Source organism: Burkholderia sp. D-99 (assembly GCF_011605345.1).
Lineage (GTDB): Bacteria > Pseudomonadota > Gammaproteobacteria > Burkholderiales > Burkholderiaceae > Burkholderia.
Genome location: NZ_JAAOXM010000004.1, coordinates 191,127 through 204,256, shown reverse-complemented (window position 1 = coordinate 204,256; position 13,130 = coordinate 191,127). Strand labels below are relative to the sequence as shown.

The 13,130-nt window shown below is 65.1% G+C and carries 8 protein-coding genes; 7 read left to right on the top strand and 1 reads right to left on the bottom strand.

The window, feature by feature from the left end; all coding sequences use genetic code 11:
* Positions 1-220: 220 nt before the first annotated feature.
* Complete coding sequence (locus tag HAV18_RS18145) at positions 221-763, bottom strand: hypothetical protein (protein WP_166958192.1); 543 nt, start codon at positions 761-763, stop codon at positions 221-223.
* A gap of 421 nt (positions 764-1,184) precedes the next feature.
* Between HAV18_RS18145 and HAV18_RS18140 the strand changes: the two genes are divergently transcribed.
* The 7 genes from HAV18_RS18140 to HAV18_RS18110 all read left to right on the top strand — a co-directional run bounded on the left by HAV18_RS18140 (position 1,185) and on the right by HAV18_RS18110 (position 13,124).
* A complete protein-coding gene (locus tag HAV18_RS18140; protein WP_166958190.1) occupies positions 1,185-1,328 on the top strand; it encodes a hypothetical protein in 144 nt (47 codons plus the stop codon).
* Positions 1,329-1,514: 186 nt separating this feature from the next.
* Positions 1,515-2,534: a YafY family protein gene (locus HAV18_RS18135; protein WP_166958188.1), complete on the top strand. Its 1,020-nt coding sequence runs from the start codon at positions 1,515-1,517 to the stop codon at positions 2,532-2,534.
* A gap of 10 nt (positions 2,535-2,544) precedes the next feature.
* A complete protein-coding gene (locus HAV18_RS18130; protein WP_166958186.1) occupies positions 2,545-4,179 on the top strand; it encodes an ATP-binding domain-containing protein in 1,635 nt (544 codons plus the stop codon).
* 27 nt (positions 4,180-4,206) lie between these two features.
* Positions 4,207-5,568: a hypothetical protein gene (locus HAV18_RS18125; protein ID WP_166958185.1), complete on the top strand. Its 1,362-nt coding sequence runs from the start codon at positions 4,207-4,209 to the stop codon at positions 5,566-5,568.
* Positions 5,569-5,756: 188 nt separating this feature from the next.
* Complete coding sequence (locus tag HAV18_RS18120) at positions 5,757-7,586, top strand: hypothetical protein (protein WP_166958184.1); 1,830 nt, start codon at positions 5,757-5,759, stop codon at positions 7,584-7,586.
* 572 nt (positions 7,587-8,158) lie between these two features.
* On the top strand, positions 8,159-10,351 hold the full coding sequence (locus HAV18_RS18115) for a C-terminal helicase domain-containing protein (protein ID WP_166958182.1): 2,193 nt from the start codon (positions 8,159-8,161) through the stop codon (positions 10,349-10,351).
* A gap of 301 nt (positions 10,352-10,652) precedes the next feature.
* Positions 10,653-13,124: a dynamin family protein gene (locus HAV18_RS18110; RefSeq protein WP_166958181.1), complete on the top strand. Its 2,472-nt coding sequence runs from the start codon at positions 10,653-10,655 to the stop codon at positions 13,122-13,124.
* Positions 13,125-13,130: the final 6 nt, after the last annotated feature.

Sequence of the window (13,130 nt, the reverse complement as noted above, 5' to 3'; positions counted from 1 at the left end):
AGGGGGCGATTATCCGAGTTAAATGGCAGCAAGCATCGTGTCCTGTCGTTGGCAAGCGGATATTGTCGACGCCGCTTCGGACAGATGGTGTCCTGATGCAGGGCAAGATGCTCACCGTCTGCTGATTCGTCTCGACGTCTTTCACAATGATTTGGATTCCATATCGATGAGATAAGGCTCGACGCGATCCGGGTCGCGACCGCGCCGTGCGCAGTCGCGGCTATCGATTCTCATCACGAGATACAACCATCGCATCGAGCCGCGTAGCGATCAGCGCGAGCAGATCCTGCCGCACGGCGTTTTGTCCGTCGGGCAGACGCGCGGTCGACGCATGCAGTGAACGTGCGAGCGCGTCGAGCGCCGAGCGGATGTCGAGCGTGCCTGCGATGGCCCAGTGGCCCGAGCGGTGCCGGGGAAGCTCGCGTTCGTCACCCGCGAACAGGGCGATCTCGGTGCGAGCGTGATCGAGCGACCTGTTCAACGCACCGTTTGCGCCGATACAGTTCCAGCAGAATCCATCGGACCGACGCGCAGCCGGTTTGACGACATGCACGACGATGTCCGCGCCGGCGGCATCACGATCGCGAGCGATCCGCCAATCCAGTCGCATATGTCTCGATCGTAGTCCGGTGAGCCATGCTTGTGCGTCGTGTTCGTCGATTCCCCACAACCGCAACGCAATGCGAAGTGCCGTCCCGCCGCCGTGCACGGCGCGCGCATTCGATGCGTTGTCGAGGTTCGGGTTACCGATGGGTTGGGTCATGGGTTGGGTGCGCAAGTGAAGGGATGCCGATGGTGTGCCTCCATCGGGTCAAAATGTGTCCCGTTCCGTGCAGAAATGCAGATCACGCATTGCCGAACGAGATCGCGAAAATTCTTGGGGATCGCTGCTGTTGCCGGCCGAATCTCGGGACGCCATTTGTCCCGATGCGCGGTTAATGTTGCGAACCGAATGACCGACGCAGCCGGATACACCACTCGCAATCGAGCGGAGTGGACCGCGAGAAGTTCGTCGATCTGATCGGCAGGTTCTCGCCGAACAAAAGGTCGGGGAGATTTCGCGGCACACGATTTTCCGTTGAAAGCGGCGCCGCTCCAGTGCCATCGCTTCGGTCCCGGCTCCGTCGCAATGGCGGGCCGCCGGACCAAATCGATGCGCGTACAACTTCATTCGAGGTTTGAATATGACCCATTACCCGTCACCGCTCGAAAGTCTTGCAGCGTTTGCCATCGCGTTCGCCGCCGGTGTGCTGTCAACGGCCGCGCTTGTCAAATACATCGACAAGGTGGGTACCGACGCACGGCGGGCGGCCACTGAGGCCAACTGAGCGCGCCCTTGGGCGCCGGCATGCCGGATTTCCCGAGCGTGGTTCGGGGCGCGCGGGCATGCTGACGGCTTCGCCCGAATCTCCGAATTCCGGGCGGATCTCCGATCGCAGCGGAGGACATTCAAGAAATCGGGTCGGGTGCCGTTAACCAGTGAAGTTCTATTTTCAACGCCCGGATTGATCGCTATGCCAGACCTCGATCGCGACATCATGCGCCTGTTGCCGGATGCCGGCACTCAGGCGGATTACGTGAGCACGCCAGACCTGTATTCGCGCATGCAGGAGACCGTGCCCGACATTCCGTCGATCAAGACCGTGCTGCGTCGTCTCGCCGAACTGGAAGCACGCGGCCTGGTCGAGACCGACCGGCGCGGTACGGCATCGGTATGGCGGCGCAAGGCCGGCGCGAGTGGAATGGCGGCGAAGGCCGGTTCGATCATGAGCTTCGACGAGGCGCTCGCGCTGCAGACGCTGCGGCGCTTTTCGTCGCGGCAAATTCCGGGACTCGTTGCCGATTCGATTTCCGCGCTGTTTCAGATCGCCGAAACGCGGCTGCAACGGCCGGTCAGCGAATCAGAGCGCAAGTATGCCCGCTGGACCACCAAGGTCGCGGTCGAGAGCGGTGGCTTCTCGCTGCACTATCCGGCAATCGATCGCAAGATTTTTGCGGCGGTGTCGCGCGCGCTGTTCGAAGAGCGCAGATTGCGGATCGTTTACCGGCCGCGCCACAACGCGGACAACGAAAAGTCGAAGGTCGTGCTGCCGCTCGGCATCGTCGAAGTCGGTGGTCTCGTCTACATGGTGGGCGGCACGGAAGGCCGGCCGGAACCGACGCTGTACCGTATGGACCGGCTCTGGCGCGCCGAGGCGATGCTTGAATCGTTCGACTATCCCGCCTCGTTTTCGCTCGAGGTCTACGTCAAGCAGCAGCGCCGCTTCGACTTCATGGTCGACAAGGAGGTGGCGCTTTCGCTCAAGTTCGTCAACCAGGCCGGTGACCATCTGCTGGAGGCGCCGCTGTCGCTCGACCAGACGACGCGTCGCGCTGGCGATGCGCTGTTCGTGCAGGGCACCGCGATGTTGAGCCAGCGGCTGCGCTGGTGGCTCCGGTCGTTCGGACCGAACGTCGAGGTGCTGGGTCCGGCGAGCCTGCGCGCCGAGCTGGCGGCCGAGGCACGTGCGCTCGCGCAGATCTACGGCGAATAGCGGGCGACTCATGGCACTGATCTTTCCAAGTGGCTGGGACGCGCTTGCCGTCCGTGGCGCGGCACGGCGCGAAATCGAGACGCTCGAGACGTTACGCGCCAGCTTGCCGGACAGCTACACCGTCTACCACGGTGTGCACTGGACCCAGCTCGACAAGGGTTTTGCCATTTTCGGCGAGGCCGATTTCGTGATCGTGGGGCCATCGGGCCGTGTGCTGGTGATCGAACAAAAATCCGGCGCGCTCGAAGAAACCCCCGACGGACTGGCCAAAGTGTACGGGACAACCCGAAAGAGCGTGCCGTCGCAGTTGGCCAGGACGATCGCCGGAATGCACGGCCGTTTCAAGGCGGCGTTCGGGGCGATGCGGTATCGGCTCGAGGAGTTGCTGTACTGTCCGGACTACCGTGTGGCACAGCCGGACATCGCCGGCGTCAACCCGGCACGGATCGTCGATTCGGAACGCCGCGCCGCGCTACCGTCGATCATCCAGACTATCCTTCCCGCCGACGAGCCGCGCTTTCCCGGCGCCGACCGGATTCATGCGTTCCTGGCCGACGAGTTGTCACTGATCCCGGACGTGGGCGCGACGATCGGCGAGGCGGCTCGCATCGTCACGCGAATTTCAGGTGGCCTCGCGACGTGGGCGCGTGCGATCGAATGCCGCCCATTCCGCCTGCGGGTGATCGGCACGGCCGGCTCCGGCAAGACACAGCTCGCGCTGCGCGTGCTCGAAGACACGTCGAAGGCAGGACGGCGGGCGCTCTATCTGTGCTTCAACCGGCCGCTGGCCGATCATCTGCGGCGGATCGCACCGGCCGATGCCACGGTGCTCACCTATCACATGCTCTGCCAGCAGACCGCAGCCCGGCACGGCGAAACGCTCGACTTTTCCGACGGAGACGTGTTCGAGCGGCTCGAACGCGTGCTGTGGGACTCGACACCGAGCGACGCCGAGCGTTTCGACACGATCATCGTCGACGAGGGGCAGGACTTTCTGCAGGAATGGGTGGCGCCGATCGAGCGGCTGCTCCGTGGCGACGGGCGGTTGTGGTGGCTCGAGGATCCGATGCAGAACCTCTATCTGCGGGACGGCGTTGAGCTGCCCGGCTGGGTCGAAGTGCGGGCAATGTCGAACTATCGCAGTCCCCGGGACATCGTGCGCTTCGTCGGCGCGTTCGCAGTCGCCCCGATGGGATTCGAAGCGGCCGGCCCATTCGACGGCTCGGATGTCGGCCTCATGACCTACGCCGACGCGAACGCCGCGCAGACGACGCGACAGGCGATCGACACCGCGCTCGCCGCCGGTTTCGCGCTGTCGGACATTGCGCTGCTCAGTTTTCACGGACGAGACAGGTCGCTGTTCACCGTGCTGGACCGGCTCGGCAAGCACACATTGCGCAGCTTCACCGGCTCATACAATGCGCACGGCGAGCCGGTTTACCGGGACGGCGAGTTGCGGTTCGAATCGGTGTTCAGGTTCAAGGGGCAAAGTGCGCCGTGCGTGATCCTGACCGAAGTCGATTTCGAGAAATTCGACGAGATCGCGCTGCGCCGGCTGTTCGTCGGCGCCACGCGCGCAACCGTCAAGCTGATCGTCGTCATGTCCGACCGTGCCGCCCGGATGTTGATGGAGCGGATCGGATAGTCGGCGATACCGGGAGCGAGACGGCCCATGTCATGTGCGTCCGCTGCCATTGATTCAATCATCGTTGGGGTGTCGTTCATGCAGATGTCGTGGGGGCTGTTGGGGCCCGAATCGCTGACGGTTGAACGCCGGACGCGGACGCTGAATCTCGGCGCGTCAGTGCGAGCATTCAACGAACTGGCGGTGCCGGGGCTGGGTGGACTGTGGTTCGCCAAGCAGTTGTTCATGGCCACGCTCGGGGTGCGCGCGGCGGAGCAAGCGCGTGCGAGCCGGCTGAAGGTAACCAATATCGAAGCGGGAAACGCGATCGAGGCGATTGCGTGCTGGTCCGGGTTCCGCCGCAACGGACATGCGCAGGATGCGCGCCTGCGCGGGTTTCGCAAGCTTAACGGCCAGCAGAACCTGACTTTCGCGCGGGTACGCAAGCCGGGATTCTATGTCAGCCAGCCGATGCGCATGTCGACCGTTCAGGCGCTGCCGTCGCTCGGTCTCGTCGAGACCGGCGCGAGCCGGTTCAATGCGTTCCGCTGCACGTCGACCGGCGATGCGCTGATCGACGCACAGGCCAGCCGTTACGAGCCGTGCTACTACTCGCAGGGCGTGCTGGATTATCTGGTGCATTGGATGAGCCGCGGCGAGCGTCTGACGGACAAGGATGAGCTGGCCGATGCGTTGTCGCCGCTTGAGTCGATGACGCCGGATGCGCTGGCGCTGGTCGCGCAGCAGTTACGCGTTGGTGGTGGCGACACGGATGCCCGGCAGGCGAGGCGTCGGGCTGCGCTCGCGTGGGTGAACACGGTGCGCGAGGGGGGCGACGAGGACCGCACGCTCGGTTGGGACCGGCGGCCCGGCGCGATCGATGACGCGCACTGGAACGACTTGCGTGCGGGGGCACGGCTGTTTCGTGCCCGAGACGAAGCGCTGGCCGTGCTCGACACGCTGGAAAGCGCGATTGCGGCCAACGGAAGCCGGCCTTGCTTCGTGCTTGGCACCCGCATTCCCGATGCCGTTGCGGAGCGGCTCGATACGCTGGCCCTGGCCGCGCAAGCGTTTCTTGACGAAGGACATGGCGATATCGGCGCGAATCAGTTTTGCCGCGAATGTATCGATCCCGATCATACGAAGCGCCTGGAGACACTGGTGATGCGAGATGAGCGGGTATTGCGCTTCAAGCATGGGCAGGTCGTCCCTGGCCCGGCCTTTCGGGCCGGCGCGACCGCCGCGGCGGAGCTGGTCGAGCCCGACGAAGCGGCCCCGACGGTGCGCGCGGGGATCGTCTGGCCCGCGGGCATCTCGTATCGCATCCAGAACCTGTTCCTGCTGAACGCCGATCTGCACGGCCAGCTCGATCACTGGCTCGAACCCCGCAACCCGGAGGCAGGCGCATGAGCGGGAACGCACAGGCCGTCAAGCGGCCGTCGCTGGCACAACTCTTCGACGCGCCGGATGCTTATCTCGGTCACTTCGGGTGGCTGTGCGGCTATTCGGCCGATGCCGCGTTTCTCGACGATGCGCAGGAACGCTTTACAGGCCAGACCCATGCGCGGCGAGCGGCAGGCGGACGGGTCGCGCTCGCCATGATGCTCGATCCGGGCAATCCGCTGGTCACGGTGGTCGACGTGCCGGGGTTGATTCATCTGCCAATGCGAAGCGGCGTGGCGCTTCCGTTCCGTCTGCTGCACGCGAAAGTGGCGTTGCTCGGCTTTCGTCATCAGGAGGATGCATCACGTTGGCGCGTGCGCCTGATCGTATCCACCGGCAACTGGACGCGCCAGACGCTCGAGGACAGCCTGGATCTCGTGTGGAGCATCGACGTCGCCAGCGACTCGCTGGCCTCGGGTGACGACGACACGAAGACGGCGTGTGCCGACGTGCGTGCGGCGTGGAGAATGATCGAGCGGCTCATGCCGCATTTCGATGCGCGCATCTTCTCGGCCATTGGCGGTGCGTTGCCGGGGGAATCGGCGCACGCGGACGGACAATTGCGCCAGTGGATTGCGCAGTGCGAGCAGGCCGCCGGTCGCGCACGCCCTCGCTTCATCGACAACTGGGACAAGCCGTTGCTGACGCAGCTGCCTGCGCTGGCGGAGCGTGCGACGGGTGGGGCGGCGTGCAATCGGCTCGCGATGGGCTCCGGTTTCTTCGAGTCGGTGTCGGACAAGGCAGGCGGCGCGCCACCCGCGCTTCTGAAGATCATCGCCGAGCTGCAGCGGGCCGGCCGAATCACCGCGAACTGTCAGATCGACGTGTTCGTCAATCCCGATGCGTGCCAGGCGGTCGCAAGCTCGGTCACCGCACTGGCGGAGCATGGCGTGACCGTGCGAAGTGCACACGCGCCGGAAGCCGTGTTCGGCAAGGCGGCGAGCGAGCGGCGGTTGCTGCATGCAAAGTTTCTGTTTGCCGCGAACGAGCGCGGCAACTCCAATGCCTGCACGAGCGCGTGGCTCTATCTGGGTTCGGGAAACCTGACGAAGCCGGGTTTCCTGTCGTCCGCCAATACGCGCGGCGGCAACCTGGAAGCCGGGGTCGTGTTTGCCGCAGACCAATTGCAATGGGAGGCGCGGCGCGGCGTGCCTCCGGAGCAGGTCGTCGGCAACGTGCTGCCGGTGCACCGCGGCGTATCCATCGAGACCGATCAGGCGCTCACGCCGGGTGACGACATGCCCGAGCGTCCCGACGAATGTGTGGCGGCGCCGGTTGCATGGTTGACCTGGTGCAACGCCGATATGTCCGAGCCGGCCAGATTGCGCCCGTCCGAACCGATGGAAGGGTTGTCGCATATGGGCGTGCTCGATCCGGCTGGCGCACCGTGCGTCAGGCGCGCCGATGCATTCGTGTGGCCGGGCGATCGCCCGCGGCAAGTCGAGGTTCGCTGGGTCGATGCGGCTGGCTCGGGCAGCGCCACCGTACCCGTTCTCGACGAGTTCGGGCGGGTTGCTGCGACGCCCCTCACGTCGCTGGACGTCGACGAAATCTGGTGGCAGCTTGCCAGCTTTCCGATGGCGCCCGACGACGATGTGCCGGATCGCTTCGGCGAAGGCTTCGATCCGGCACTCACCGTTGCACCAGGCGTCGCGACCGCCGACGGGCGCACTTATCCCATCCGCCAGATGATGGAACTCGTGGAGAACATCGCGCAGCGGCAAACGGCGATCGACGCGGCAGACTGGCCCGCGTGGTGCAGCAGGCTGGAGCAGACGCTCGTTCGTGCCGCGGACAGCACCGGGGTAGCGGCCTTTGCCGAACTCAAGCTGAATCCCTTGTCACCGTTGCGGGCGGCACCCTTCCGACCGGTGTTCGCGGAAACCGGCGACAGCGCTGCCGGTGCGCGATATGAAACGGCACTGACGACAATTGAACAGGCTTGGGCGGTCGATACGCAGCCGCCATTGGGGAGCACGAGATGAAGAACGTATTCCAGGGGTGGGAGGCGGTCGGTGCGCGTCTGATGGGCCTCGCGGAAGCTGCACAGGCTACGACCGACGAGCCGGCGCGGGCGGCTGGCTGGCGACTGAACGACGGACAATGCGCGAGCCTGCGCGCGATTGCCCGCCGGTTGCCCGAGAATGGCCTGATCATTGCGGACGAAGTCGGCATGGGCAAGACACGGATCGCGGTTGCCGTCGCGCGGGCTGTGATTGATTGCGGCGGGCGTGTCGCGATCCTCGTGCCGCCCGGTCTCGGCTATCAATGGCGTTCGGAATTGCGAGACGGGAAGGTGCAGTCGCCGCTGCTGCTGCGCAGCCTCTGGCAATACCTGTGCGCGTGGCAAAACGACGATCCCGCGCTGCGTGAGCCCTGGTTCGACGAGCGCGCGGTACTGATCTCGCATGCATTCGCCAACTGGTCGCTCGGCGAGAACCGGCACGCATGGCGCTGGCGGCTGCTGCCAGCGCTCTGCGCACGCTGGCGTGAGCCCCGGCGCGGTAGCCAGCCGTCACGGCGCGGCGATCGCGAACCGGAATACCTGCGCCGCGCGGTGGCCGGCATCGTCGAGGCGGCGTCGATGGATCCGGACGGACCGATGGCGGAGCGTCTGACCGGGCTGGTCGGCGAAATGATGCCGGCCGACGGGCGCCGTATGGGCCTGAACGATGCGGCAGCGTACCGCAGCGGCGGTACGCTACGCCCGGCCCTCCAGCGTGCGGTCGGAGCGGGCCTTGGCGCGTTCGATCTGATCATCGTCGACGAGGCCCACAAGAGCCGCGGCGACGACAGTGGCTTGTCGAAGCTGCTCGACAACGTGGTGCTCGAGTCACCGTCCGCACGACGCATTGCGCTGACAGCAACGCCGGTGGAACTCGATTCCGGTCAATGGAAGCAGACGCTGGCACGCATCGGCGCCGATACCGAAGCGGTGGGCAACGTGATCGAGCGCTATTCGCAGGCGGTCAGGCGGGTTCGTCAATGTATCGGCAACGATGAGGCACGCGACGCATACAAGGCGGCAGCATCGGCGTTTCGCGATGCGCTCGCGCGCTGGGTGCTGAGGCGCGACAAGCGCAATGACCGCTACGTGCAGGCGTTCGCACAAATGGCGGGCGAGCCGGGTCACGCGTATCGGCGCGAACGCGAGATCGTCGTCGATACCGCCCAGCTCGACGACGGGTGGAAACAGGCGGTATGTGCGGCCGAGTCCCTGTCGTTCGTCGGCAGGCAGGCGGACGCCGGCTGGTCGCGTCTGGCAACGCGTCTGCGGCTGACGATGGGGAGCGGCCACGGCATCGCGACGCTGATGGATCGTGCGACGCACGATGCCGAGGCCGATCGCAAGCAGGAGGAGCACGATCAGACGGCGTCGGCCGAATCGGCAAGGGCGGATCAGTTGTCCGGCGCCGACGACAAGGCGCGACAGCGCGCGCAATTTTGGATCGACGTCGCGACACGCCCGTTTGGCGATGGGCAAGGCCCGCTTTACGACCATCCCGCGATCCTCGCTGCCGTCGCCGCGATCGAGGTCGTCACGCAGCGCGGCGAAAAGGTGCTCGTGTTCGGCCGGTTCACGCGCCCGCTGCGGGCGCTCGTTGATCTCCTCAACGCGCGAGAGATGCTGACATGCCTCGACACAGGCAAGCCGTGGCCACAGAGCAAGCTGCATGATCGCGAGTGGCCCGCGGCGCAGGCGGCACATCGTCAATTGAAGCGCGCCGGCTTGCTTGAACGCAGTGCGCTCGAACACGCGCTCGAGCAGAACTACAGGGCGCTCGAGAGCGAGCGCGAAAAATATCGCGGCGACTTGCTCAGTCTGATCGAGCAGGGCTGGGCCGGCGACACGTCGAATCCCTGGGCGAGGAATCTGTTCGATGCATTCGAGCGGGCCGCCGGGATGCGACGCGCCGGCAGTGCCGACGCGAATTCGCGCGCCCTCGTCGCACGCGCGATGCACGCGCTGCGGGGCAACGATCTTGAGCGGCGCGATCCGTCGGCCTATGCGGCGGCCTTCGTCGAGTTGGTCGAAGCGACCAGCGATCGCGACGTCGAGCAGGTCGACATGGATGCCGCTGGCGACGCGGATTTCGATGGCGTCGATTTCGATGCGGCATGGAAGACGATCGAAGACCGTCTGAACGAAGAGTTCAACCGTCCTGAGGGCGGCTTCGCCCGTCTGATGCACGGCGACACGAAGCCGGAGACGCGCCGGATGCAGCAACTTGCCTTCAATCGGGCACACGTCTATCCGCGCGTGCTCGTCGCGCAGTCGATGGTCGGGCGCGAGGGGCTCAACCTGCACCGAGCATGCCGAACCGTGGTGCTGTTGCATCCGGAATGGAATCCCGCGGTTGTCGAGCAGCAGATCGGGCGCGTCGACCGCCTCGGCAGCCTTTGGGAATCGCTGATCGAAGCCGGGAGACACGTCGCGCGACCGCACGACGTTCCGCGAATCGAGTTTTGCCCGGTCGTATTCAAGGGCACCTACGACGAAGTGAACTGGCGCGTGCTGCATGAGCGCTGGGACGATTTGCGCGCGCAGTTGCACGGTATCGTCGTCTCCTCGAATCAGGCAGATCGTCACCCGGAACTGGCCTCATGGATCGAAGAGATCAACGGCGCTGCGCCGGATTTCACACCGCCGCCGGAATCCCCTGCCGAACCGTCCAGCGTCATGCAGCGCACGGCGCAGAACGATGACCGGTTCGCGCCGCGCGACACCGGACACGAGCGCCGCGGCTGACGCAGCTTGCCGGGGGCACGCGGCTGCCTGGCGCGGGTATCCGTGTGCGGTTGCCCGCGCCGGGCGGCGCGCCCCCATCACGCGCCACGCACACCGCATCCATCGCACCGCGGGCTTCGGACATGAATTGTCCAAAGCCCGCTTTATCTTTCGTTGCCTGCAGGTTCCGGCGTCGGTTCGCGCTCTAAAGATCGGCACGCAAATGCCGTTAGATCCGTTGCGGCCGTCTACTCCCGGCGCGCAGGCCGGGCCGGGGGCGAACGATGCCGGCAAGCTCACTTCATCACGTCACTGGATTTTCATGCAACGCGCGCGGACGGGACACGCTGAACTCGGCAAGCTGATCGATCAGATCCGCACCATCATCTCGAGCGACGACTCGGTCGGCAACTACTTCGACGACGAACATCGATGGTTGAATGACCGCGAGCGAATCTGGCGGAACGACGTGTTCCGAATCGGTCTGATGGGCGTCACCAGTTCCGGAAAGTCGACGCTCGTCAATGCGCTGCTCGGTGCGGAGCTGTTGCCGCGTGCGGTACGCCCGAGCTCCAACAGTCTGGTCGTTTGCGAATGGGGCGAACAGCTCGAATGCACGATCCATTTCGACGCGCCTGGCGTGAAGCCGAAGCTGTTGACCGGCAGCACAATTGCAAAGCGGCTCAAATCCTACGCTGACGAAAAGACCAATCCGGGCAACCGCGAAGGCGTCGCGGAGATCAGGCTGCGCTCGCCGGATTTCCGATTCCGGCGCGGCGTTGCGTTGATCGACACGCCGGGACTCGATGCGGCCGGCCACGACGATCATGAGCGGCTGACACTGGAGGTGCTGCTGCCGACTGTGGATGTTGTCGTATTCGTGACCACCTGCAAGGCCAACTCCGACGAGAAGATGCGCGATTACGTGTGCATGGCGGACGAACTCGGCAAGCCGATCGTCGTCGTGCAGAACATGATCGACAGCGTGGTCGCGAAGCTGGGACCGAAAGGCGACGAACAGAAGAGTCGTACCGAGGTGCTCGCCGAGCATCGCCGGCGCGTCGCAGGCGTGCTGGGCAAGGCGGGCCTGCCGTCCGTGCCGATCTGCCAGGTCTCGGCCAGGATGGCGCTCGAGCAATGGGACGATCGTTCCGGGGTGCCCGAATGCGTCGGGCTGATTCAGCGGCAGCTTGATGCGCTGGCGCCCGCGATTGCCGAGGGACGTCGCCGGCAACTGGATGACTTGCTGAGCAAGCTGATTGAACGCGAGCTGAAGCCGGGCGATCAGGCTGCCGTGCTCCAGCGCCAGCGCCAGGAGGCCGAGCGGCTGTCCGTGCTCGGCCAGGAGCTTGCCGCGCGTTATGCGTGGTTGTGCGAGGAGGCCGAGCGCGAGTCGACCGATCGCACCGCCGAAGCCGATGCGCTACGGAGCGAAGCCGCGACGCTGACCGCGACCGGCATCGACGCCGCCTATGCATTGAAGGCGAGCGTCGAGAAATGGCAGAAGCAGTCGGTGAAAGCGCTCAGCGAACTGAACAAGCGCCTGAATAGGCGAATCGCGGAAGATTGCAAGACACTGAATCTGCGCACGGAGGATATCGACCTTGCCGTGAAGCTGGCGCGGCCCGCGAGCACGCTCCAGTTCGAAACCGCCGAACGCTCGCGAACGGTGAAGACCGAACAATCGAGCAGCTGGGGCTGGTTGAAGCGCAAGGTCGATTTCTTCGATCAGAACTGGGGCTACAACGAACGAACCGAGAACTGGACGGAAATACGCAATATCGATGCGTTCCGAAAGGCCGTCGCGCAAGCGGTCGGCAAGGAGCTCGACTTCGTCGACGGGTTCGTCGAAGCGGCCGTCAAGCGCATCAAGCAGATCTGCAAGCAATTCAAGGACGAGATCGCGGCGCAGGAGCGCGGCGTGCGCGCGAAGATGTCGGCGGCCAGCGCGATCGTGCAACGCAAGGCCATCGCGCAGCAACTCGAGGCTTTGCTGGTCGAACCGTGCCGATCGCCCCGTGCTCCGCGTGCGGATGCCGACGTCGCGCCGATGACCGTGCCCGTCGTCGAGCCTGAATGGCACGACATCGACGTACCGGCGGCCGCGGTGTCGATGGCGCGCCTCGCGAAACTGATCTCGCGGCGGCGCTTCCCCGATGTGCGGGATCAGGTGCTGACCGGCGCGACGGCCAGGCGTTCGCGCGACGCCAGGCGCGTGCTGATGCTCGGCTACGACGCGGACAGCCTCGGCGACTTCGTGAACCGCTTCTGGTTCGACGCGCTGACGGTCGATGCGGGCAGGGTGGAGGGCTTCGCGTCGCAGTACCTCGACGGGGGCCGCTTTGACCAGATCGCAGTGGCCGTGCCGGACGCCGACGCACTCGACAAGGTGCACGATTTCCTGACGTCGCCATGCGTGATCTTCCTGATGCTGGACATTCAGCAGATCGGCGCGACGAAGAGCGCGCTGGATCGCTCCGGCATTCGCTACGGGGCGCTCAAGCATCCGATTGTCGCCGTCGTGCAATCGATCCGCGAGCTCGAGCAGTCCGATTCGATTGCCGAAGCATTGCGCGAACTGAAGACGCTGTGCGAGGAGCGAGGCTATCGGCTTGCAGGGGCGCTGGTCAACGACGAGAAAGACGTCTACTCGATGCTTGCGAATCGCCTGCTTGTACCGGACACGCCGTTCGCAACCTTTGCGGAGGAACAGCAGTTCATTGGCGGGCTTCCCGAATACAACCGAAAAGATGCCGTCGCGATCATCCGCTCGTGGAAAGCGGTCGCGGCCTGATATCCG

Bases quoted from the DNA above. Each gene is read 5' to 3' on its own strand.
- HAV18_RS18125 (WP_166958185.1), top strand. From the start codon at position 4,207: ATGTCATGTGCGTCCGCTGCCATTGATTCAATCATCGTTGGGGTGTCG.
- HAV18_RS18135 (WP_166958188.1), top strand. From the start codon at position 1,515: ATGCCAGACCTCGATCGCGACATCATGCGCCTGTTGCCGGATGCCGGC.
- HAV18_RS18110 (WP_166958181.1), top strand. From the start codon at position 10,653: ATGCAACGCGCGCGGACGGGACACGCTGAACTCGGCAAGCTGATCGAT.
- HAV18_RS18130 (WP_166958186.1), top strand. From the start codon at position 2,545: ATGGCACTGATCTTTCCAAGTGGCTGGGACGCGCTTGCCGTCCGTGGC.
- HAV18_RS18120 (WP_166958184.1), top strand. From the start codon at position 5,757: ATGATGCTCGATCCGGGCAATCCGCTGGTCACGGTGGTCGACGTGCCG.
- HAV18_RS18145 (WP_166958192.1), bottom strand. From the start codon at position 763: ATGACCCAACCCATCGGTAACCCGAACCTCGACAACGCATCGAATGCG.
- HAV18_RS18140 (WP_166958190.1), top strand. From the start codon at position 1,185: ATGACCCATTACCCGTCACCGCTCGAAAGTCTTGCAGCGTTTGCCATC.